We start from the raw sequence: 22,260 nt of genomic DNA, 5'->3' as shown, positions 1-22,260 counted from the left end.
GACTTTGACCATTGCCTTGGCGCTGGCCGCGCGCGTTGCCGCCACGGCCCGCCGAGTTGCGCCCGTTCGGAATCGGCTCCGCCGCGATGGTCGGGTCCGGCTCGAAACCTTCCTGCACGGTGCGCGGCAGTTCACGCTTGATGAGGCGCTCAATGTCACGCAGCAAACCATGCTCGTCCACGCAGACCAGCGAGATCGCCTCGCCCTGCGCGCCCGCGCGTCCGGTGCGGCCGATACGGTGCACGTAGTCCTCGGGCACGTTCGGCAAGTCGAAGTTGACCACGTGCGGCAGTTGGTCGATGTCGATACCGCGCGCGGCGATATCGGTGGCAACCAGCACGCGCAGTGTTCCGGCCTTGAATTCCGTCAGCGCGCGCGTGCGTGCCGATTGGCTCTTGTTGCCGTGGATGGCCAGCGCGGGAATGCCGTCGCGCGTGAGCTGCTCAGCCAGGCGGTTCGCGCCATGCTTGGTGCGCGTGAACACCAGCACCTGGTGCCAGTCGTTGTCGCGTACGAGCTTGGCCAGCAGTTCGCGCTTGCGCTCGCGGTCGACCGGGTAGACGCGCTGCTCGACCGTCTCGGCCGTCGTGTTGCGGCGCGCGACTTCGATCAGCGCCGGCTTGTCGAGCAAGCGATCGGCCAATTCGCGAATGTCGTCAGAGAACGTTGCCGAAAACAGCAGGTTCTGACGCTTCGGCGGCAGAATGTTGAGGATCTTGCGGATATCGTGGATGAAGCCCATGTCGAGCATGCGATCGGCTTCGTCCAGCACCAGCAGTTCAATATGCGACAGATCGATGGTGCGCTGGCCGACGTGGTCCAGCAGGCGGCCCGGCGTGGCCACGACGATATCGATACCGCGCTTGAGTGCATCGATCTGCGGGTTGATGCCGACGCCGCCGAACATCACCATCGACTTCAGCGGCAGGTATTTGCCATAGGCGCGCACGCTTTCTTCCACCTGCGCGGCAAGCTCACGCGTGGGCGTCAGCACCAGCGCGCGGATCGGGAAGCGCATGCCCTGCGGCGTCTGCACTTTGTTCGGTTGCGAGGCAGACAGGCGATGCAGCAGCGGCAGCGTAAAACCGGCGGTCTTGCCGGTGCCGGTCTGGGCACCGGCGAGCAGGTCCCCGCCCTTGAGGATAGCGGGGATGGCCTGGCGTTGAATCGGAGTGGGTTCTGCGTAGCCGAGTTCGGCCACGGCGCGTACCAGCTTGTCTGACAAGCCGAGTTCGGAAAACGACATGGAAAAGCGATTGGACCGGCGTGTCCCGCGCATTCGTTCGTGCGCCAATCGTGGACAAAGCCTGGGTAGGTGACGGGGCGACTGGACCCCGGGGACTGCAAGAAGGGCGCTAGTTTAACAGGTGATGGTGTTTACCCCACCGGCGCCCGCAATGCCGCCAACGGCGCATTTACCACGTCCCCCAGCCGCTCCGCCAACGAATACCGCGCCATATACCGCCGGAAATGCGCGAGGAACGCGTCTTCAGCTGGCGCCAGACGCCGCTCCTTGTGCCACATCAGGTACAGATCGATGTCGGCAACACCCTCTTCAGGCGGCAGCCGCCACAAGCGCTGCTGCGCCACATCGTCCGCCACGATGTGCTCCGGCAGGCAGCCAATCCCATACCCCGCAAACACCAGCCGCTTGATCTCGTCCAGGCTCGGAGACGTGGCGACGATGCGACCGGTAAATCCCTGCTGATCCCGAAACACCGCCAGCGGCGATAGCGCATCGCCCAATTGGTCGCTCAAGAACGAAACGAAGTTCTCGCCCAGCAGATCGCTGATCGACAAGCCCGTCCGCCCGAACAACCCGTGATGCCGCCCGCAGAACACGGCGTAGCGCTGGCGCAGGAACAGTTGCCGCTCGAGCTTTTCGACGGGCGTGCGGCACAGGCTCAGCCCAATGCCCGCCCGCTTTTGCGCAAGCGCATCGAGGATGTCCGTGCTGCGCATCACTTCCACCTGCAGATCCACGCGCGGGTGATGGCGATGGAACGCCGCCAGGCATTCGTCGTACACGCCCGATTGGATGCGGCTGACCGTCAGCAGATGCAGCACGCCGCTCACATCGTCTTGTGGTTCACCAAGCTCTGAGCCGAGCCGCGCCACATTGCCGTAGACATCGGTGGCGATGCGCAACACGTCTTCGCCAACGCGCGTGAGGCGAAAGTGCGAGCCGCGCCGCTCAATCAGCGTGTGGCCGAGCTGATCTTCGAGGCGACGCAGCGCGAGGCTGACCGCCGGCTGCGTGATGTGCAGCCGCACCGCCGCGCGACTGATGCTCCGCTCGTGGACGATGGTGAGAAAGGTGCGCAGCAGGTTCCAGTCAAGCCGGTCGCTGACCAGGGCGGGATCAAGAGCGGACGGATCCATGGCGGCGAATATGAGTTGAATTTATACAAACAATAAGTATTCAGAATTTGACTAATACCCGTCAAGCAGCAATAAACACGCATCGTCGCCTTGAAGCGGCGGGCTAAAAAATCTGTGAGGAGCTACACCATGCAACCGTCCCAACCCGGCGGGCGCCAGCCTGCGCGCGCGGCCACCGCCGCCTTTGTCGGCACCATGATCGAGTGGTACGACTTCTACATCTACGCTACCGCCGCTGCGCTCGTGTTCGGGCCGCTGTTCTTTCCGGGCGGCGATCCATTCCTCAGCACGCTCGCTTCGTTCGGCACGTTTGCCGTGGGCTTTTTCGCGCGGCCACTGGGCGGCATCGTGTTCGGCCATTGGGGCGACCGCATCGGTCGCAAGAAAGCGCTGATGATCACGCTCACGATGATGGGCCTGGCGACCATCGGTATCGGGCTGCTGCCGACGTACGCCACCGCCGGCGCCCTCGCGCCCGTGCTGCTGGTGCTGCTGCGCGTGGTGCAGGGCATCGCGGTCGGTGGCGAATGGGGAGGCGCGGTGCTGATGGCGGGCGAACACGCGCCCAAGGGCCGCCGCACGTTCTTCGCATCGTTTGCGCAACTGGGCAGCCCGGCCGGGTTGATTCTCTCGCTGCTGGCGTTTCGCCTCGTCACGTCGATGGAGAAGGAAGCGTTCATGGACTGGGGCTGGCGTCTGCCATTCCTCGCCAGCTCGGTGCTGCTGCTGGTGGGCGTGGCGATCCGCCTGGGCGTGAATGAGTCGCCGGAGTTTGCGCAGGTGCAGGCGCAGCGCAAGACGGCCAAGCTGCCAATCGCCGAAGTCTGGCGCACGGCGCGTGTGCCGGTGCTGCTTTGCATTGGCGCTAACACCATCGGCATTGCGGGTGTGTACTTCACCAACACGTTCATGATCGCGTACACGACGCAGTATCTGTCGCTGTCGAAAACGCTGATTCTGGATTGCCTGTTTGTGGTCGCGTTCATCCAGTTCCTCGCCCAACCGTTGGCGGCATGGCTGGCGGAACGGCTTGGCGGCGCACGCTTCCTCAAGCTGATGGCACTGCTGGCAATGGCATCGCCGTATCCCATGTTCCTGCTGGTGCAGACGCGCCAGGCGCCGCTGATGGTGCTGGGCATTGCGCTGGCCGTGGTGTGCATGGCGAGCTTCTACTCGGTCATTGCGGGCTTCGTGTCGGGCGTGTTCGAAACGCGCGTGCGGTATTCGGCAATCTCGCTGTCATACCAGGTGTGCGGCGCAGTGGCGGGCGGGCTCACGCCGCTGGTCGGCACCATCCTCGCGCAGCGCTTCCATGGTGAATGGTGGCCGCTAGCGGTGTTCTACACGCTGCTCGCCGGTATCTCGCTGGTGTGCATTGCCGCCATCGATGTGCGCCAGCGCGGCCGTGCCACTGCCGGCGAGGCAGTCGGCGCATAACAGTCTCCCCACCCTTGCTTTACCCATGCTGACGTTCTTTCACCCTGAACAGCTTCTGCACCATCCGCAGAGCTATTACTCGCGCGGCAAGATGCGCACGCCGCAGGAAGTGCCGGAGCGCGCGCTGAATCTGCTGCAGGCGGCGCGCGACCTCGGCTTTACCATTGCGCGGCCCGAAGATCACGGCATCGCGCCGCTCACCGCCGTGCACGGCGAGCCCTATCTGCGCTTCCTGCAAGACGCTCATGCCGACTGGCTGCGCCTGCCCGAAGACTGGGGTGACGAGGTCATGTCGAACATCTTCGTGCGCGAGCCCAATGCGTTGCGCGGCGTGCTGGCCCAGGCCGCCCGCTACCTGGCAGACGGCAGTTGCCCAGTCGGCGAGAACACATGGCGATCGGCGTATTGGTCCGCACAGAGCGCAGCAGCCGGCGCGCAAGCCATCCTCCATGGCGAGCGCACGGCCTACGCGCTGTGCCGCCCGCCCGGCCATCATGCGCGCCGCGAGGCAGCCGGCGGCTTCTGTTATCTGAACAACGCCGCTATTGCCGCACAGGCGCTACGCGGCAAATTCAAGCGCGTGGCCATCCTCGACACCGACATGCATCACGGTCAGGGCATCCAGGAGATCTTTTACGACCGCGCCGACGTGCTGTACGTCTCCATCCATGGCGATCCGACCAACTTCTACCCGGTCGTCGCCGGCTTTGACGACGAGCGCGGTGCGGGCGACGGCCTGGGCCTGAACGTGAACCTGCCGATGCCGCATCGCTCGCCGGAATCGGTGTTCTTCGACAAGCTCGGAGATGCGATTGCGGCACTCGAACGCTTTCAGCCCGATGCGCTGGTGCTGTCGCTCGGCTTCGACATCTATCGCGAAGACCCGCAATCGCAGGTGGATGTCTCGACGCAGGGCTTCGGCCGGCTTGGCCAGGCAGTTGGCGCGATCGGGCTGCCGACGCTGGTCGTCCAGGAAGGCGGCTATCACCTCCCCACCCTTGCACAAAACGCTGCCGCATTCTTTGGCGGCCTGACCTCCCTCCATCAGCCGGCCGGCTGACCCGCCAACCGGGGCGCAGACCTCCCTTTAGCTTTTGTGATGTTTGCGCACACTCACTTTCCAAGCCACGTGTTTCATACGTTGGCTTGGCAACCTTCCCTCCTCTAGAGTCCCCGCTCGAATTGGGCGCTTGGCGTTTTCAAACGTCTGTTCCTAACATGCCCGGGCAACCCCATACACATGTTTGAATCGTACGTTCGAGCGCTGCACTGCAGCAATCGACCCCGATATCAGGCCTAAAAAAACGAGGTAGGAGACATGGGACGTCCTGGAGCAGGAGACACCAAGGGCCGCATTCTGGAAGCCACCGAACTGCTGTTCATCGAGTTCGGCTACGAGGCGATGTCGTTGCGGCAGATCACGGCGCGCGCCAAGGTCAATCTGGCTGCGGTCAACTATCACTTCGGCAGCAAGGAAGCGTTGATGCAGTCGGTGCTTGGGCGCCGGCTCGACCCGCTCAACACGCGCCGGCTGGCGCTGCTGACCGCGTGCGAAGAGCGCTGGACCAAGGAACAACTGACTTGCGACCACGTGCTCGGCGCGCTGTTTGTGCCGGCGCTGCAGATGGCGCGCAACCCCGACACCGGCGGCCCTGCGTTCCTGCGCCTGATGGGGCGCGTGTATTCCGACACCTCGCCGTTCGTGCAGAACTACTTGCTCGGCCACTACGCGCTGGTGTTTGATCGCTTCTTCGAAGCCTTCTCGCGTGCGCTGCCGCACCTGCCGCGCGCAGAACTGGGCTGGCGCCTGCACTTTGCGCTCAAGGCACTTGCCGGCGTGCTGGCCGGGGACGACCTCAACAACCTGCTGCCGCTGTTCACGCAGGGTAAGACGATGAACGATGCCTCGCTGCTGGCACGCCTGACCGCGCTGGTGGTGGCCACGCTCAACGCCCCCCTGCCCGGCGAGGCCGGTGCGCTCGACCAAGTGGTCGAACTGGCCGAAGCCCAGGTGCCCACGCCCGTTGCGCAAGCGGACGATGCCGCCAATGGCAACGACAGCGGCAACGGCGGCTCCGGGCGCCACGCCGGGCACGGCAACGGCCGCAGCGCAGACCGCAGCCCGACGCCCACCACCGCCTCGCCCTTCGCCGGTGACCTGTTCGGCCGCACACCCGCCGCACGCGCCAGCGCCGACGATGCCGCAGACGACCACGACGATCATCACGGTGACGACAGCGATGGCGACGGCCCCGCGCCCTCCGCGCGCACCCGGGCATTGGCGGTTCGCCGCAGCAATGCAGCTCGCGCAATCTTCCCGGCCAACCCAATGCGCCCCTGGCGCAGCCCTAACGCCTGACAACCCAGGCCCGGCCACGATCTCCCGTGTGCAGGCACGGGAGTCGCTCGGGCAATTGGCAGGTGCCGCCCGTGTTCGAGACATCCGGCACATAGACGCATCGAATGGAGACCCTCATGACGACGATCTGGATCGTCCTGCTTTGCATCGGCGTGCTCGGGCTCGCCAGCATGGAAGCCTCGGCATTCGCCTGGCTGGTCGCGACCGCTGCGTGGCTCGTAGCGGGGGCCTGGCTGGGCCTGGTCGGCCCGGTGATGACCACGGTACTCGCCATCGTTTTTGTGCTGCCGGCGCTGGTGCTCGCGCTCAAGCCGCTGCGCCGGGCCCTCATCACGCGCCCGGTGCTGGCGATGTTCCGCAAGATCATGCCGGAGATGTCGCAAACGGAGCGCGACGCCATTGAAGCGGGCACCGTCTGGTGGGATGCCGAACTGTTCTCCGGCCGACCCAACTGGTCGCGATTGCTGTCTTCGCCGCCGCCGCGCCTGTCGGCGGAAGAGCAATCTTTCCTCGACGTCGAAACCGAAAAGCTCTGCGACTTGGCCAACGATTGGGAAAGCACGCAGATCTGGCAGGACCTGTCTCCCGACGCGTGGGCTTATGCGAAGCGTGCCGGCTTCCTCGGCATGATCATCCCGAAGGAATACGGCGGCAAAGGCTTCTCGGCGTATGCGCATTCGCAGGTCATCATGAAGCTGTCGACGCGCTGCTCCGCCGCAGCCGTGTCGGTCATGGTGCCCAACTCACTCGGCCCGGCCGAACTGCTTCTGCACTACGGCACCGAAGCGCAGAAAAACCACTACCTGCCGCGCCTCGCACGCGGCGAAGAAATTCCCTGCTTTGCGCTGACCAACGCGTATGCCGGCTCTGATGCCGCAGCCATTCCTGATGTGGGCGTGGTCTGCCGCGGCATGCATGAAGGCCGCGAGACGCTCGGCTTTCGCGTGACATGGAGCAAGCGCTACATCACGCTCGGCCCCATCGCGACGGTGCTGGGGCTGGCGTTTCGCGCGGTTGATCCGGATGGCTTGCTCGCCAGCGACAAGGAGCCCGGCATCACCTGCGCGCTCATCCCGACGAAGCATCCGGGCGTGAACATCGGGCGCCGCCATTGGCCGCTCAACGCGGTGTTCCAGAACGGCCCCAACTCGGGCAAAGACGTATTCATTCCCATCGACTGGGTCATCGGTGGCCAGGCGCAGGTCGGCCGTGGCTGGCGCATGCTGATGGAGTGCCTGGCAGCGGGCCGTGCGATCTCGCTGCCGTCGTCCAACGTGGGCATGGCCAAGCTGGCTGTGCGCAGCACCGGTGCGTATGCCGCCGTGCGCCGCCAGTTCCGCACGCCCATCGGCAAGTTCGAGGGCATTCAGGAGGCGCTCGGCCGCATGGGCGGCAACCTGTACATGATGGATGCCGCGCGGCGTCTGTCCGCGCTGGCCGTAGACCTGGGCGAGAAGCCCTCGGTCATCTCCGCCATTGCCAAGTACCACGTCACCGAACGTGCGCGCGATGTAGTGACCGATGCGATGGACATCGTCGGCGGCAAAGGCATCTGCATGGGGCCGAACAACTTCCTGGCGCGTGCGTATCAGCAAGTGCCGATCGCCATCACGGTGGAAGGCGCGAACATCATGACGCGCTGCCTGATCATCTTCGGGCAGGGCGTGATCCGCTGCCATCCGTATGTGCTGCGCGAGATGACGGCCGCGCAAGGCGCCGATTCCCCCGAGACGCTGCGTGCGTTCGATGCAGCGCTGTTCGGCCACGGCGCGTTCATCGCGGGCAACCTGGTGCGTGCGTTCCTGCATGCGCTCTCCGGCGGGCGCGTGGCAAGCGCACCGGGCAATGCCGCACCGGAAATGCAGCGGTATTACCAGGCTGTGAACCGATTCTCGACCGCGCTGGCGCTGCTGTCCGATGTGTCGATGTTCACGCTGGGCGGCACACTCAAGCGCCGCGAGAGCATCACCGGCCGGCTGGGCGACATCCTCTCGCAGATGTACCTGATCTCGTCCACGCTCAAGCGCTTTGAAGATGAAGGCCGCCCCGCCGAGGACGCGCCACTCGTGCATTGGTCGGTGCAGGACGCGCTGGTGAAGGCGCACGATGCGCTCGACGGCGTGTTGGCCAACTTCCCGAACGCGGGCATCGCGGCGCTGCTGCGTGTGCTGATCTTCCCGTTCGGCACGCCGTATCGCAAACCATCGGATGCGCTGGCTGCGCAGGTTGCCGAGCTGATGCAAACGCCGGGCGCCGTGCGCGATCGCCTGCTGGCCGACTCGTACTGCCCGGCGCCCGAGGTCGACCCCATCGCCTATGGCGAAGCGGCCTTCCGCCTGCAACCCGCGGTGGATGCGATCGAGCAACGCTTGAAACCAGCCATCCGCGCAGGCAAGCTGCCGCCGGTGCCACAAAGCCTGCCCGATTTCGAAGCCTGGACCGCGCAAGCCGTCGCACAAAACCTCATCGACGAAGGCGAACGCAAACAACTGTGCGACTACGCGCGCTACGGCGAGCACGCAGTCGCCGTGGACGACTTCCCGCCCGACTTCAACCTGATGGCCGACCTGCAGCGCCGCAAGGATGCGCTCGATGCCCTGCAGGCTGCCGAGCGCCACGCAGCCTGATGGCCCAGGGGCCTGACAAACGACAACAACAATGCAAGACAAGTACCTCGATTTCGTCGGTTCCGGTTTCGGCAAGTGGCTGTCGGCCAATCTCGGCCTGCCGCAGCCCGTGCCGTTGCGCCGTTATGTGCCGGGGGAACCGGAATTTGTCGGGCCGTTTCTGGTGGGCGCGGCGCCGGGTGGCTCCATGCGTGAGACGCTCGCCGCGCTGTTTGCCGAGGCCGGCGTACCCACGCGCTTTCATGAAAGCGATCCGGAATGGCTCGGCGCTGCCAACCGGCACGGGCAGATCACCGGCCGCTTTGTCGCGCCCACGGGCAAGGACGGCAACGCGTTCGATCGCATTGGCGGCATCGTCTTCGATGCCACGGGCATTGCGTCGATCGATGGCCTCGACGCGCTGTATCACGTGTTCCACGATGGCGTGCGCGCCATCGGCCGGTGTGGCCGCGTGGTCGTAATCGGTCGCCCGCCGGAAGGCTGCAAGACGCCCGAAGTGGCGATTGCGCAGCGCGCGCTGGAAGGGCTCACGCGCTCGCTCGGAAAGGAAGTCAGGCGCGGCTGCACGGCGCAGCTCGTCTACGTAGCGGAGGGTGCGGAAAACGTGGCCGCGTCGACGCTGCGCTTTCTGCTGTCGGCACGCTCGGCGTATGTGTCGGGGCAGGTGGTGCGCGTGCATCGCGCCGCAGCGGTCTCGGTGGATTGGCAGAAGCCGCTCGCGGGGCGCACCGCGCTGGTCACCGGCGCCTCGCGCGGCATCGGTGCAGCCATTGCGCACGTGTTGGCGCGTGATGGGGCGCGCGTGCTGTGCCTGGATGTGCCCGCCGCGCAGGAAGCGCTGAAGGCCGTCGCGCAGGAGATCGGCGGTGAAGCCATGGCTTACGACATTGCCGCGCCCGAGACGCCCGCCCTGCTCGCGCAGCAACTTGCTGCATTGGGCGGCGTCGACATCCTCGTGCACAACGCGGGCATCACGCGCGACAAGACCATCGCCCGCATGACCGAACCCGCGTGGCGCAGCGTGCTCGACATCAACCTCACAGCGCAATTGCGCATCAACGACGCGCTGCTTGCGGCCAATGCGCTGCATGCAGGCGGGGCCATCGTGTGCGTGTCGTCCATCAGCGGCATTGCGGGCAACCTGGGGCAGACCAACTACGCGACATCGAAGGCTGGCGTGATTGGCCTCGTGCAGGCTGCCGCCCCGTTGCTGGCCGAACGCGGCATCACCATCAACGCCGTGGCGCCGGGCTTTATCGAAACGCAGATGACAGCGGCCGTGCCGTTTGCCATCCGTGAAGCCGGCCGCCGCATGAACGCGATGAGCCAGGGCGGCCAGCCGGTCGACGTGGCCGAGACGATTGCGTGGTTCGCCAACCCCGCGTCGAACGGCGTGACAGGCAACATCGTGCGCGTGTGCGGGCAAAGCCTGCTGGGAGCCTGAGGCGACCATGCGCTCGCTAGCCCTGCCCTATCCGATGATCGCGACCCAGACGCTGGTGACCGAGCCGCCGTCGCCGGGTGCACTGGCGTGGCGCGCGCTGTTGTCGCAACGCAAGGGCAGGCGCGGCGGGCCGCTGCCCCGCCACACGCTGGTGCGCCGGGAAGTGCCGCTTGAGGCCGAACACATCGCGCAGTACGCGGCGGTGTGCGGTTTCTCCTCGGCGCATGGCGTACCGATGACATATCCGCATCTGCTGGGCTTTCCGTTGCAACTGATGCTGATGACGGAATCGGCGTTTCCGTATCCGGTGATCGGCCTGGTTCACCTGTGCAACACGATCCGCCAGCACCAGCATCTGCAGGCTGGCGAGCGCGTGCGCGTGGAAGTGCGCCCACGCAGATTGTTCCACCATGCACGCGGGCAGGCGTTCGCTATTGAAACGACCATCATCAGAGGCAGTGCGGTGGTGTGGGAATCGCTTTCCACGTATCTGCGCGTGGGCGTGTCTTCTCCGCAGGGTGCGCCGTTGATTGCGCTGCCAAATGCGCAGGACTTGTCGCCCGTCGGCCACTGGGATGTGCCTGCCGACACCGGCCGACGCTACGCCGGTGTGTCTGGCGACTGGAACCCCATCCACGTATCCAACATCGGCGCGAAGCTGTTTGGCTTTGCGCAACCCATTGCCCACGGAATGTGGACGAAGGCCCGTGCGCTCGCCGCGCTGCTGCCGGCCGCGCCGCTCACGCAAGGCGAAGTGGTGGCCGAGTTCAAAACGCCGCTATCGCTGCCCGGGGCGGCGACGCTGTGGCAAGCCAACGAAGCGACTCCCGGTCGCGCATTTGAAGTGCGCAACGCTGCGGGCGACAAACCCTATCTGCGCGGCATGCTGACGCTGCCGCAAGCACAACAAGAAAACACGGGAGACTGAATCCATGCTCGTCAACGCGCAGGTGCGCCGCGTCGCCATCCTCGGGGGTAACCGCATTCCGTTCGCGCGCTCGAACACGGCCTACGCCACGGCGTCGAACCAGCAGATGCTGACCGCCGCGCTGCAGGGCCTGATCGACCGCTTCAACCTCCACGGCCAGCGCCTGGATGAAGTCGTGGCCGGCGCAGTCATCAAGCACGCGCGCGATTTCAACCTCACGCGAGAAACGGTGCTCTCAACCACGCTCGCCAAGCAGACACCCGCATACGACATCCAGCAGGCATGCGGCACGGGGCTGGAAGCGGCCATCCTCGTCGCCAACAAGATCGCGCTGGGGCAGATCGACGTGGGCATTGCCGGCGGCACGGATACCACGTCCGATGCGCCCGTCGGGCTGAACGAAAAGATGCGCAAGATCCTGCTGGAGGCCAACCGGGCCAAGTCCACCGGCGCGCGCGTCAAAGCGCTGGCCGGCCTGCGGCCGTCGATGTTCGTGCGCCCCCTGCTGCCGCGCAACAGCGAGCCGCGCACCGGCCTGTCAATGGGCGAACACTGCGAGTTGATGGCCAAGCGCTGGGGTATCCGCCGCGAAGATCAGGACGCGCTGGCCCTGCGCAGCCACCACAACCTCACGGCCGCTTACGAGCGCGGTTTCTTCACCGATCTGATGACCGCCCACCTGGGGCTGGATCGCGACAACAACCTACGCAGCAACCTGACCATCGAGCAACTGGCAAAGCTGCAGCCCGTGTTCGATCGCAGCGCGGCCGGCACCATGACCGCCGGCAACTCCACGCCGCTCACCGACGGCGCATCGTGCGTGCTGCTCGCAAGCGCTGACTGGGCGCGTGAGCACAACCTGCCCGTGCTGGCCTACATGACCTGCGCGGATACGGCTGCCGTCGATTTCTTCAGCGGCACGCCGGAGCAAAACGAAGGGCTCTTGATGGCGCCGGCCTATGCCGTCTCGCGCATGCTGCAACGCGCGGGGCTCACGCTGCAGGACTTCGATTACTACGAGATCCACGAAGCCTTTGCCGCCCAGGTACTCAGCACGCTGGCCGCGTGGGAATCGCCCGAATACTGCCGCGAAAAGCTCGGTCGCAATGCACCCATGGGCAGCATCGACCGCAGCAAACTCAACGTGAATGGCAGCTCACTGGGCACGGGCCATCCGTTTGCCGCCACGGGTGGGCGCATTGTCGCCACGCTGGCCAAGATGCTGGCGCAGCGCGGCAGCGGCCGCGGCCTGGTGTCGATCTGCGCTGCGGGCGGACAAGGCGTGGTGGCCATTCTGGAGCGCCCCGAAACGATGTCGCATTGAACCTTCGGGCCAATACGGGAACGGCCCGACCCGAGAACCCGCGCGGCACATAACAAAACCACGCCGCGTTTTTCATGGACGGAGACACCATGAACACCGTTGCCGACCGCAACAGCCTTACCGACCGCATCTGGCTGAAGTCGTACCCCGAGGGCGTACCCGCCGAGATCAATCCCGATCGCTATCACTCGCTGGCCGAGGTGTTTCGCGAATCGGTGGAGAAGTACCGCACCCGCGTCGCCTACGTGAGCGTCGGCACCGAGATGACCTACGACGAATGCGAACGCCAGGCCAAGCAGTTTGCGGCATGGCTGCAATCGCGGGGCGTGAAGAAAGGCGACCGCGTGGCGATCATGCTGCCCAACAGCCTGCAATACCCGGTGTGCCTGTTCGGCACGCTGCTGGCCGGCGCCATCGTCGTCAACGTCAACCCGCTGTACACGGTGCCGGAACTGGCGCACCAGCTGCGCGATTCCGGCGCACAGACAATCGTCGTGCTGGAAAATTTCGCCCGCACGCTGGAGCAGGCGCTGCCCGGCAGCCAGGTCCGCAACATCGTCATTACCGGCATTGGCGACCTGATGGGCGGCGCGCTCAACCTCAAGGGCCGCGCGCTGAACTTCGTGATGCGCCACGTGCAGAAGCAGGTGCCGCCGCACAAGCTGCCGTCGCCGGTCTGGCTGCGCGATGCGCTGGCCATAGGCCGCTCACGCGCGATGCAGCCGCTGCAACTGGCGCCGGAAGACATTGCCTTCCTGCAATACACCGGCGGCACCACGGGCGTGGCCAAGGGCGCGATGCTCACCCACCGCAACATCATCGCCAACCTGCTGCAGGCCGAAGAGTGGTCCAAGAGCATGCTCAACGGCGGCGTGGAAACCAACGTCACGCTGCTGCCGCTGTATCACATCTTCTCGCTCACGGTGAACCTGCTGATGTTCATGACGCTGGGCGGGCGCAATATCCTGATCGCCAATCCGCGTGACACCAAGCGCGTGATCTTCATCCTGCGCAACGAGCGCTTCTCGGGCATTGCGGGCGTGAACACGCTGTTCAATGCGCTGCTGGAAGATCCGGACTTTGCCAAGCGCGATTTCTCGGCCATGAAGATCACCATCGGTGGCGGCATGGCAGTGCAGCGCGCGATCGCGCAGCGCTGGAAAGAGGTCACGGGCCACACCATTGTCGAAGGCTACGGGCTGACGGAATGCTCGCCAGTCGTGTCGATGAACCCACCGCACGTGACAGAGTTCAGCGGCACGATCGGGCTGCCCGCGCCGTCCACCGAAGTGCGCTTCAAGCGCGACGACGGCACGATCGCGCCGCTGGGCGAACCCGGCGAACTGCAGGTGCGTGGGCCGCAAGTCATGCGCGGCTACTGGCAGCGCCCGGATGAAACTGCCAAATCCATCGACGCTGAAGGCTGGTTCTCGACCGGCGACATCGGCGTGATGGACGCCAACGGCTACATCCGCCTGATCGACCGCAAGAAGGACATGATCCTGGTCTCGGGTTTCAACGTGTACCCGAACGAGATCGAAGACGTGGTGGCGCTGCACCCCGAAGTGCTGGAGGTGGCAGCCATTGGCGTGCCCGACCCGGTGGCCGGCGAGCGCGTGAAGATCATCGTGGTGCCGCGCACCGGTGCGCTGACCGAGCCCGCGCTGCTCGAACACTGCCGCGCCCATCTGACCGGCTACAAGATGCCGCGCATCGTCGAATTCCGCCATGAAGAGTTGCCCAAGTCGACGGTGGGCAAGATCCTGCGCCGCGAACTGCGCGATGCCGATCCGGACATCAAGCGCGCCCGCGCGCAGGCGCAGCAATAACAACATCACCGGAGACTTGTATGCGCTTGCGTACTCTCGCCCTGGCCATGGTGCTGGCAGGCGCCGCACACGCCTGGGCCCAGCCCGCCACGCCGGATGCTTCCGTGCCTGCGGCAGCCGCACCGGCGGCCACATCGCAATCGGCCGCCATTGGCGGCTTTGCCGCCATGGACATCGCCAAGCAGACGGCTTGGCTCGGCAGCCAGGTCCACGCCAACGCGTTTGCGGGCTGGTCTGACGAAGACGTCATCGCCATGGCGCAAGCCATGAAGCCCGAAACGCTGGTGCGCTGGCTCAAGGGCGAGGTGGCCAAGCTGCCCGAATATGAATACCGCATGCGCCGCCAGGAACGCGTGAAAGACCAGTGGCAAAGCCAGCCGGCGCTCATGCTCATCCGCTACCGCAACGCACCGCGCCAGGTCTACGCGCGCTGGTTCAAGGGCGGTTCGCACGCCGGTCAGGAGATCATCTACGACGAAACCGTGCGCAAGGACGAGATGTACGGTCACCTGGGTGGGCTCGTCGGTTTCGTGGCGATCTGGAGCGCGCTGGATGGCTCGCTGGCCAGATCGCAGTCGAACCACACGGCGCGGGAGCTTGGGCTGCAATTCATCGTCGATACGTTCGAACGCGACGGACGTGCCCACTTGGCAGCCGGCGGCAGCGGCAAGTTCAGCGAAGCCAAGATGGTGACCGAAGACGGTGAGCGCATGCTGCGGCTGACCTGGGATGCGCCAGGCGGACCGCCCACGTTCTACGCCAAACGCGTGCGCCTGTACTTCGACCTCAAAAACCCCTGGGTGCGCATTGAAGAAGCGTGGGATGAATCGGGCAATCAGCTCGAGAAAATCGTCATCGAGAGCGTGACGCGCAAGACGTGGAACGACCAGACTTTCAACCCTAAAAATCCGGAATACAAATTTTAGACGGCAGCCCGGAGACCGTTGTGGGCCAAGGCTCCGCCGACCGGTGGAGAGTATGAAACGAGACTAGGGGAAACCCCTTGTTGCGTGCGTACACGCTAGAGGAAAACTTCGATCATCGCAGCGCAACCGAACAAAAGCGCTGCGTTATGCTGCGGAAACACAAATCGCCACACCAAGGCGTGATAACAATCCAATCCAGAGAGACAACCACATGAACCGCACCGCCCTCCGCCTTGCTGCAGCCCTTGCCTGCGCTGCCGCCAGCACCCTTGCTGCCCCCCTGGCTCACGCCCAATCCACCGCAGAGGCCAACGTGGCCGCAAGCGCCAGCAGCGGCAGTGGCATCAGCAGCAGCAGTGGTGGCGGCTTCAGCGGTTTCATGGACAACTACGTCTGGGGCCGCAACGTCATGGCACTGGGCTGGTTCTACATCCGCCCGATGGATTCGGCCACGCCCCTGACCACCACCACCAGCGCACTGGGCCTGGGCACCTATCAGTCGCCAGGAACTGACGTGAAAGTCAGTAACGCCAATACGCTGTCGCTCACGTTCACGCACTTCTTTACCGACAACATTGCCGGTACGTTCGTCGGTGGCGTGCCTCCCAAGTTCAACCTGTATGGCAGCGGCAATGTGATCGCGCCGGTGCCGGTTGTTGGGCCGCTGACGCTGATCAACCTGGGCCTGCCGCAAAACAACCCGGTCGCCACCGTGCGTGAATGGAGCCCGGCAATCGTCGCGCAGTACTACTTCGGCACCAAGGAAAGCAAGCTGCGCCCGTTTGTCGGCGCAGGCGTCAGCTACAACTTCTTCACCAACCTGAAGCTGAACCAGAACTTCGTCAACGGCCTGCAAAACCTGGGTCAGGTGCTGCAGCTCGGCATGGGCCAGGTTCCGACGGGCCCGGCCAAGGTGACGGCGGAAACGTCCAGCTCGTGGACGCCGGTCGCCAACGTGGGCGTGTCGTATGAGTTCGCCAAGAACTGGACCGCCATCGGCACGGTGTCGTACCTGCCGCTGAAGACCACCTCCACCATCACGATCCGCAGCCAGCAAGGCCAGGTGCTGGCGGTCAACAAGACCGACATCAAGGTCGACCCGATCGTGTTCGGGCTGGCTGTGGGTTACAAGTTCTAAGCCGCAGAATTGCTCCATCGCAAAACGCCACCTCCGGGTGGCGTTTTTCATTGGGGCGCGACCCGATATCATGGCGGACTGTTACGCGCCGATTTGCGCGCCGATTTCCGGATCCCTCGCCCCACACCCACGTCACATCCATGAGCCAGCCTTCCATCGCCATCGTCGGAGCCGGCATTGCCGGTGTTGCCTGTGCCAACGCGCTTGCCGCAGAAGGCATTGCCACCACGGTCTATGAGCGCGCGGGCGGTGTGGGGGGCCGGCTGGCCACCACGGTGCTGCCCGAGTCCGCCCCCGCGTATGCGTTCGACCACGGCGCGCAGTCATTCAACGTGCGCAGCGAGGCCTTCCGCCGCGCGGTAGATGCCGCTGGCCGTCAGGGCTCGGTGCTGCCGTGGCCCGCGCGCTGGGGCCATCGCACGGTCGACGCCCTGAAAGCCGATTCACGCGACGAAGCCCGCTACGTCGGCCTGCCCGGCATGGGCGCGCTGGTGCGCAGCCTGGCCGCGCCGCTGGATGTGCGCTTCGGCCACGCCGTCACACATGTGGCGCACGATGGCCGGCGCTGGACGATTGAGCGCAACGGCACGGAGACCGCGCAGGCCGACATCATCGCGCTGGCCCTGCCCGCGCCCGAACTGCCGGCGCTGTTTCATGGCGCCACGCCGGCGTCGCTGCAGGAAGCCATCGCCCCGGTGCACTACGCCCCGTGCTGGGCGCTGATGATGGGTTTTGCGCAACCGCTGGATCTGCCCTATGACGGCATCCGCATCGACGACGACATGCTCGCCTGGGCCGCCCGTGACAACACCAAACCGGGCCGCGTCATGGTCGATGAATCCTGGGTGGTGCATGCGTCGCCGGCCTGGTCAGCCGCGCATGTCCAGGACACGCCCGAACAGGCGCTCCACGCCATGCACGCCCGCTTTGCCGAAGCCTTCCCGGGCACGCCGCAGCCCGATCTGATGGCCGCGCACCTGTGGCCGCACGCGCTGGTGGAGCAGTCCGCCGGCATGCCCTGCCACTGGGACGCCGCCGCCCGCCTGGGTGCCTGCGGTGACTGGTGCGAAGGCCCGCGCGTGGAAGCCGCGTTCCTGAGCGGCGTCGCCTTAGCCGCCAAGATTGCCGAAGCGCTATAAGACTTCGCCCCGGAACGCTACAATATCGGGTTGTCTCGTGTTTCGTGTGCCGGGTCGCTCACCCGGCGGTGGCTTTCTTCTGACGACGCCATGCGCACCCGACGCCAAGTCCTCGCCCTCGCCTTTGCTGCCGTTGCTGCGGCATCGGCGCCGCTGCTGTCCCATGCGCAAGTGCTGCGTAACATTCCGGCGACGGCTCCGGCAGCCCAGTTGACCATCAATTCGGCCAACTCCGGCACGCTGAGTACCGGCAGCACCGGGATCGTCCGCATCCTGCTATTGGGCTTTGGGAGCACCAGCGCCGATATCCGCTTCGCCCCGGGCGTGCGGATTCTGTCGCTGGATGGGCGGCTGCTGCCACCGGGTTCGGTGGTCGGCCAGACGTTCAAGGTGCGCTATCAGCTCGATCTGTATCAGCAGTTGCTGACAGCCTGGGTTGTCAGCGATGACGATTACAAGGCTGCGGTGGCCGCTCAAAGTCAGGCGCAAACGCAGTCTCAGTAGTCAGAGCACCCCACGAAGCACGTGCCCCCAGGTCAACCACTGTGAACGGCACATGAAAAAAGTCTTCATCAAAACCTACGGCTGCCAGATGAACGAGTACGACTCGGACAAGATGTCCGACGTGCTCAACGCGGCTGAAGGCCTCGTCCCCACCGACACGCCCGAAGATGCGGACGTGATCCTCTTCAACACATGCTCCGTGCGCGAGAAAGCGCAGGAGAAAGTGTTCTCCGAACTCGGCCGCGTGAAGGCGCTCAAGGCGCTCAAGCCGGATCTCGTGGTCGGCGTGGGCGGCTGCGTCGCCAGTCAGGAAGGCGCGTCCATCGTGGCGCGCGCACCGTACGTAGACGTGGTGTTCGGCCCACAGACGCTGCACCGCCTGCCGGAGCTGATCGCAGCGCGCCGCCGCACGGGCCGGTCGCAGGTCGATGTGTCGTTCCCCGAAATCGAAAAATTCGACCACCTGCCGCCCGCGCGCGTTGATGGCGCCACCGCTTTCGTGTCGATCATGGAAGGCTGCTCGAAATACTGCAGCTACTGCGTGGTGCCGTACACGCGCGGTGAAGAAGTCTCGCGCCCGTTCGACGACGTGCTGGCCGAAGTGGCGGGCCTGGCCGAACAGGGCGTGCGCGAAGTCACGCTGCTGGGCCAGAACGTGAACGCCTACATCGGCAAGATGGGCGACACCAGCGAACGCGCAGATTTCGCGTTGCTGCTCGAGTACGTGGCCGAGATTCCGGGCATCGAGCGCATCCGCTACACGACCAGCCACCCGAAGGAATTCAGCTCGCGCCTGATCGAGGCCTATGCCACCAACCCGAAGCTGGTCGACCACCTGCACCTGCCGGTGCAGCATGGCTCCGACCGCATCCTGATGGCGATGAAGCGGGGCTACACGGTGCTCGAATACAAGAGCAGCATCCGCAAGCTGCGCGCGATCCGGCCGAACATCTCGATCGCCACCGACTTCATCGTCGGGTTTCCTGGCGAGACCGATGCGGACTTTGCAAAGACGATGGACCTGATTCACGAGATCGGCTACGACACCTCGTTCAGCTTCATCTACAGCCCGCGCCCCGGCACGCCGGCCGCCAACCTGCACGACGATACGCCGCAGGGCGTCAAGCTCGAACGCCTGAAACATTTGCAGGCGACCATCGAAGAAAACGTAGCGCGCATCAGCCAAGGCATGGTCGGCAGCGTGCAACGCATTCTGGTGGAAGGCCCGTCGCGCAAGGATCCGACCGAACTGCACGGCCGCACCGAGAACAACCGCGTGGTCAACTTCGCACTGCCCGACTTGCCGCAGGCGCGCCGCGAACAGCTGATCGGCCAGATGCTGGACGTGCGCATCGTGCACGCCTTCCCGCATTCGCTGCGTGGCGAAGTGGCGGAACAGCGTACGGCCAGCGCAACTCACTGATCATCAACACAACCTGACTTGATGAAACCCACCACCGCAGAATTCACAGCGCCGAAGAACGACAACACGCGCCTGCAGAACCTGTGCGGGCCGCTGGACGAGAACCTGCGCCAGATCGAGCAAGCGCTGGACGTGACCATCAACCGGCGCGGCAGCAAGTTCACCGTGCGCGGCGCCAACGCGCAAGGCGCGGCCAACGCGCTGGAAACGTTCTACAACAGCGCAGCACGTGACCCGCTGTCGGTAGACGATATCCAGCTTGGCCTGGTGGAAACCCGCCAAGTGGCTGCGCACGGCGCTTACCTGCCGGAATCGAGCGCCGACGTGCCGGACGGCAATGATCTGTCGCCGGTGCTGCATACGCGGCGCACCGATCTGCACGGCCGCACACCGATGCAGCGCGAGTACCTGCGTAGCATCCTCTCGCACGACCTGTCGTTTGGCATCGGCCCGGCGGGTACGGGCAAGACGTATCTGGCCGTGGCCTGCGCGGTGGACGCGCTGGAGCGCGACGCCATCAAGCGCATCGTGCTGACACGCCCGGCAGTGGAAGCCGGCGAGCGCCTGGGCTTCCTGCCCGGCGATCTCGCACAAAAGGTGGACCCGTACCTGCGCCCGCTGTACGACGCGCTGTACGACCTGCTTGGCTTCGACAAGACGCAGAAGATGTTCGAGCGCCAGATGATCGAAATCGCGCCGCTGGCATACATGCGCGGGCGCACGCTCAATCACGCCTTCATCATCCTGGACGAAGCCCAGAACACCACGCCGGAACAGATGAAGATGTTCCTCACGCGGATCGGCTTCGGCTCCAAGGCAGTGATTACCGGCGACACAACGCAGATCGATCTGCCGCGCGGCCAGAAGAGCGGCCTGATCGAAGCGCAGCATGTGCTGCGTGACGTGCGCGGCGTAGCGATGACGCGCTTTACCAGCGTCGACGTGGTGCGGCACCCACTGGTGGCCCGCATCGTCGAGGCCTATGACGAATTCCATGCCCAGCATAAAGATGCATAAGGACGCCTGAACGTGGCTAAAGCAAAGACCGATACCAAAGCAAAACCCAAGAAGAACCAACCCACGGCGGCCGAGTCATTCGGCCCACGTGTCGACGTGTTCGACGCCCAAGGCAAACCCAAGACGGTCGACGCCAGCGCGCTGCGCATCGCATTTGCCGATGGTCGCAGCCTGATCCTCGGTCTGCCGAATACCGTGGACGGGCCGATCACGCTGGTTGCCGAGCACGCCGACGCCGATATGCACGCCATGCTCTCGCTGCGCCCCGAGCACCACGACAGCATCACGTTGCGCATCGAAACCCAGGCCGCTGAGTTGGCAGACTCGACGGAAGAAGCCTTCGATGACGACACTGCCGGCGCCGAGATGCTCACGCTCGACCTGACGGTGCAGTACGGCGATGAACTCAAGGCTGCCGCTCGCAAGGCGCTGCCGAAGGAACGCGACATTGAAGCGTGGATTGCGCCCGCGCTGTTTGCCGATGCGCAGCTCAACGTGCGCTTTGTCGGCGAAGAAGAAGGCCGCACGCTCAACCGCACCTACCGCGGCAAGGACTACGCCACCAACGTGCTGACCTTCTCGTACGCAGAGAGCGCGGAAGACCCGGTCTCCGCCGACATCGTGTTGTGCTGCACGGTGGTCGAAAAGGAAGCGAAGGAACAGAAGAAGCCGCTGCTCGCGCACTACGCGCATCTGATCGTGCACGGCGCGCTGCACGCCCAGGGCTACGACCACGAAGACGCGGCCGATGCAAAGGAAATGGAAGGCATCGAAACGGAGATCCTCCGCGACCTCGGTTTTGCCGATCCGTACGCAGATCGTTAAAGCGCCACGCGCTTGATATTCAGACGCCGGCTTCGCGCCGGCGTTTTGCTTTTTCATGTTCCATTCTTGCAGCATGCCGTTTCAACGGTGAATCAACCCGCATTGACGCAAACCCAGTCCTGACAACGGTTTCCGGGTTTTCCTCCGCCATTCGGCGCATGCTCGCGCCGTTCGAATCGCGCATACACGTCGCACAGGCCGTCCGCCATCCGGGACCCTCGCTGCTCTCCGTATGGCGCATGGGTTTTGCCGTAGCGATTTCTATCCTCCACGCATAAGCCGCCGCTCGAGCGCGCTTCACGAATTCGGCGCAAACGAGCGCCATCGGCCAGCCTGCGCACAGACGGCAAGGCCACCGCGGGGAGGTCATCATGCGTCAACGCTTCATGGATAGCATTCCGTGGGCCACGCTGCTGCTTGGCGTGGGTGTCGGCACGGCGCTCGCGGTCACGCCGCGCATCGCACACGCTGATCACAAGCAATCTTGCTATGCGGGCATCGTCGTCGTATTTGACGGCGCGTGGCATCCGGGCGCGGTGGTCGGCTGCCGCACGGTCAACATCTCCGACAGCAACAACGTGATCGGCGCGGAAGTGAACCTGATGGTCGCGCAAGGCACCATCCGGCCGCGTGTGCAGGCGGTGGTGGGCAGCACGAGCGTGCAGGCACTCATTGGCGGCGGCTACGACTTTGCGAGCAGCAAGGCGCTGGTGGGCGTCGGAGCCACGGGCGACCACTGGCTCGCTGGCGTCGATATGGAAATCGCCGGACGTTGGACAGCCTACGGCGGCGCGAGCACGCTGGGCCGATATCACAGCAATTCGCATCCCGCAGACCCCGCACCGGCCGCAACCGCGCCGACGAGCAACAACGACGCGCCGCCACCCAACGGCAACAACACGCCGCCGTCCAAGCCCAGTCCCACACCAGCACCGGCACCTGGCGCATCGCCCAGCCC

At 65.0% G+C, this 22,260-nt stretch carries 17 protein-coding genes and 1 pseudogene; 16 read left to right on the top strand and 2 right to left on the bottom strand.

Annotated features, from left to right (window positions below):
- Together ACCD03_RS23995 and ACCD03_RS23990 are read right to left on the bottom strand one after the other, a co-directional pair.
- A partial coding sequence (locus tag ACCD03_RS23995; protein ID WP_413413121.1) for a DEAD/DEAH box helicase occupies nucleotides 1-1,246 on the bottom strand: 1,246 nt, incomplete at its 3' end.
- Nucleotides 1,247-1,377: 131 nt separating this feature from the next.
- The gene (locus tag ACCD03_RS23990; protein ID WP_045203710.1) at nucleotides 1,378-2,382 is read right to left on the bottom strand and encodes a LysR family transcriptional regulator; all 1,005 of its coding nucleotides are present in this window, start codon (nucleotides 2,380-2,382) and stop codon (nucleotides 1,378-1,380) included.
- A gap of 129 nt (nucleotides 2,383-2,511) precedes the next feature.
- Here ACCD03_RS23990 and ACCD03_RS23985 point away from each other — a divergent pair, with 129 nt between their 5' ends.
- From ACCD03_RS23985 to ACCD03_RS23910, 16 genes and pseudogenes are all read left to right on the top strand, one after another.
- Nucleotides 2,512-3,819: an MFS transporter gene (locus ACCD03_RS23985; protein WP_413413120.1), complete on the top strand. Its 1,308-nt coding sequence runs from the start codon at nucleotides 2,512-2,514 to the stop codon at nucleotides 3,817-3,819.
- 25 nt (nucleotides 3,820-3,844) lie between these two features.
- Nucleotides 3,845-4,879 (top strand): histone deacetylase family protein, encoded by a 1,035-nt coding sequence (locus tag ACCD03_RS23980; RefSeq protein ID WP_325649394.1) that lies wholly within the window; start codon nucleotides 3,845-3,847, stop codon nucleotides 4,877-4,879.
- Between the two features lie 258 nt (nucleotides 4,880-5,137).
- On the top strand, nucleotides 5,138-6,178 hold the full coding sequence (locus tag ACCD03_RS23975) for a TetR/AcrR family transcriptional regulator (protein ID WP_413413119.1): 1,041 nt from the start codon (nucleotides 5,138-5,140) through the stop codon (nucleotides 6,176-6,178).
- 116 nt (nucleotides 6,179-6,294) lie between these two features.
- Nucleotides 6,295-8,805, top strand: coding sequence for an acyl-CoA dehydrogenase (locus ACCD03_RS23970; RefSeq protein WP_413413118.1), 2,511 nt, complete (start codon nucleotides 6,295-6,297; stop codon nucleotides 8,803-8,805).
- Between the two features lie 31 nt (nucleotides 8,806-8,836).
- On the top strand, nucleotides 8,837-10,249 hold the full coding sequence (locus tag ACCD03_RS23965; RefSeq protein WP_413413117.1) for a 3-oxoacyl-ACP reductase: 1,413 nt from the start codon (nucleotides 8,837-8,839) through the stop codon (nucleotides 10,247-10,249).
- 7 nt (nucleotides 10,250-10,256) lie between these two features.
- Nucleotides 10,257-11,177 carry a MaoC/PaaZ C-terminal domain-containing protein gene (locus ACCD03_RS23960; protein WP_325649385.1) on the top strand — a complete coding sequence of 307 codons (921 nt, stop codon included), beginning with the start codon at nucleotides 10,257-10,259 and terminating at the stop codon, nucleotides 11,175-11,177.
- Between the two features lie 4 nt (nucleotides 11,178-11,181).
- Complete coding sequence (locus tag ACCD03_RS23955; RefSeq protein WP_413413116.1) at nucleotides 11,182-12,501, top strand: acetyl-CoA C-acetyltransferase; 1,320 nt, start codon at nucleotides 11,182-11,184, stop codon at nucleotides 12,499-12,501.
- Between the two features lie 89 nt (nucleotides 12,502-12,590).
- Entirely contained in the window at nucleotides 12,591-14,330 is a 1,740-nt protein-coding gene (locus ACCD03_RS23950; RefSeq protein WP_413413115.1) for an AMP-binding protein, read from the top strand.
- Nucleotides 14,331-14,350: 20 nt separating this feature from the next.
- Complete coding sequence (locus tag ACCD03_RS23945; protein ID WP_325649380.1) at nucleotides 14,351-15,256, top strand: DUF1571 domain-containing protein; 906 nt, start codon at nucleotides 14,351-14,353, stop codon at nucleotides 15,254-15,256.
- Between the two features lie 211 nt (nucleotides 15,257-15,467).
- Nucleotides 15,468-16,394, top strand: coding sequence for an OmpW/AlkL family protein (locus tag ACCD03_RS23940; protein WP_413413114.1), 927 nt, complete (start codon nucleotides 15,468-15,470; stop codon nucleotides 16,392-16,394).
- A gap of 140 nt (nucleotides 16,395-16,534) precedes the next feature.
- A complete protein-coding gene (locus ACCD03_RS23935) occupies nucleotides 16,535-17,533 on the top strand; it encodes an NAD(P)/FAD-dependent oxidoreductase (RefSeq protein ID WP_253536356.1) in 999 nt (332 codons plus the stop codon).
- Between the two features lie 90 nt (nucleotides 17,534-17,623).
- Nucleotides 17,624-18,037, top strand: a complete 414-nt coding sequence (locus tag ACCD03_RS23930; RefSeq protein WP_325649377.1) for a hypothetical protein — start codon at nucleotides 17,624-17,626, stop codon at nucleotides 18,035-18,037.
- Between the two features lie 52 nt (nucleotides 18,038-18,089).
- Entirely contained in the window at nucleotides 18,090-19,460 is a 1,371-nt protein-coding gene (gene miaB / locus ACCD03_RS23925) for a tRNA (N6-isopentenyl adenosine(37)-C2)-methylthiotransferase MiaB (RefSeq protein WP_325649376.1), read from the top strand.
- Between the two features lie 21 nt (nucleotides 19,461-19,481).
- Nucleotides 19,482-20,477 carry a PhoH family protein gene (locus ACCD03_RS23920; protein ID WP_316676868.1) on the top strand — a complete coding sequence of 332 codons (996 nt, stop codon included), beginning with the start codon at nucleotides 19,482-19,484 and terminating at the stop codon, nucleotides 20,475-20,477.
- Nucleotides 20,478-20,489: 12 nt separating this feature from the next.
- On the top strand, nucleotides 20,490-21,302 hold the full coding sequence (gene ybeY, locus ACCD03_RS23915; RefSeq protein WP_413413113.1) for an rRNA maturation RNase YbeY: 813 nt from the start codon (nucleotides 20,490-20,492) through the stop codon (nucleotides 21,300-21,302).
- A gap of 371 nt (nucleotides 21,303-21,673) precedes the next feature.
- Nucleotides 21,674-22,260: pseudogene (locus ACCD03_RS23910) on the top strand (hypothetical protein); the annotation flags it as partial.

Source organism: Ralstonia sp. Ralssp135, assembly GCF_047304345.1.
Lineage (GTDB): Bacteria > Pseudomonadota > Gammaproteobacteria > Burkholderiales > Burkholderiaceae > Ralstonia > Ralstonia chuxiongensis.
The sequence above is the reverse complement of the archived record's forward strand: the minus strand, read 5'-3'. Positions and strand labels throughout refer to the sequence as shown.

Bases quoted from the DNA above. Each gene is read 5' to 3' on its own strand.
- ACCD03_RS23930 (WP_325649377.1), top strand. From the start codon at position 17,624: ATGCGCACCCGACGCCAAGTCCTCGCCCTCGCCTTTGCTGCCGTTGCT.
- ACCD03_RS23920 (WP_316676868.1), top strand. From the start codon at position 19,482: ATGAAACCCACCACCGCAGAATTCACAGCGCCGAAGAACGACAACACG.
- ACCD03_RS23940 (WP_413413114.1), top strand. From the start codon at position 15,468: ATGAACCGCACCGCCCTCCGCCTTGCTGCAGCCCTTGCCTGCGCTGCC.
- ACCD03_RS23955 (WP_413413116.1), top strand. From the start codon at position 11,182: ATGCTCGTCAACGCGCAGGTGCGCCGCGTCGCCATCCTCGGGGGTAAC.
- ACCD03_RS23965 (WP_413413117.1), top strand. From the start codon at position 8,837: ATGCAAGACAAGTACCTCGATTTCGTCGGTTCCGGTTTCGGCAAGTGG.
- ACCD03_RS23945 (WP_325649380.1), top strand. From the start codon at position 14,351: ATGCGCTTGCGTACTCTCGCCCTGGCCATGGTGCTGGCAGGCGCCGCA.
- ACCD03_RS23970 (WP_413413118.1), top strand. From the start codon at position 6,295: ATGACGACGATCTGGATCGTCCTGCTTTGCATCGGCGTGCTCGGGCTC.
- ACCD03_RS23960 (WP_325649385.1), top strand. From the start codon at position 10,257: ATGCGCTCGCTAGCCCTGCCCTATCCGATGATCGCGACCCAGACGCTG.
- ACCD03_RS23980 (WP_325649394.1), top strand. From the start codon at position 3,845: ATGCTGACGTTCTTTCACCCTGAACAGCTTCTGCACCATCCGCAGAGC.
- miaB (WP_325649376.1), top strand. From the start codon at position 18,090: ATGAAAAAAGTCTTCATCAAAACCTACGGCTGCCAGATGAACGAGTAC.
- ACCD03_RS23990 (WP_045203710.1), bottom strand. From the start codon at position 2,382: ATGGATCCGTCCGCTCTTGATCCCGCCCTGGTCAGCGACCGGCTTGAC.
- ACCD03_RS23985 (WP_413413120.1), top strand. From the start codon at position 2,512: ATGCAACCGTCCCAACCCGGCGGGCGCCAGCCTGCGCGCGCGGCCACC.
- ACCD03_RS23975 (WP_413413119.1), top strand. From the start codon at position 5,138: ATGGGACGTCCTGGAGCAGGAGACACCAAGGGCCGCATTCTGGAAGCC.
- ACCD03_RS23935 (WP_253536356.1), top strand. From the start codon at position 16,535: ATGAGCCAGCCTTCCATCGCCATCGTCGGAGCCGGCATTGCCGGTGTT.
- ACCD03_RS23950 (WP_413413115.1), top strand. From the start codon at position 12,591: ATGAACACCGTTGCCGACCGCAACAGCCTTACCGACCGCATCTGGCTG.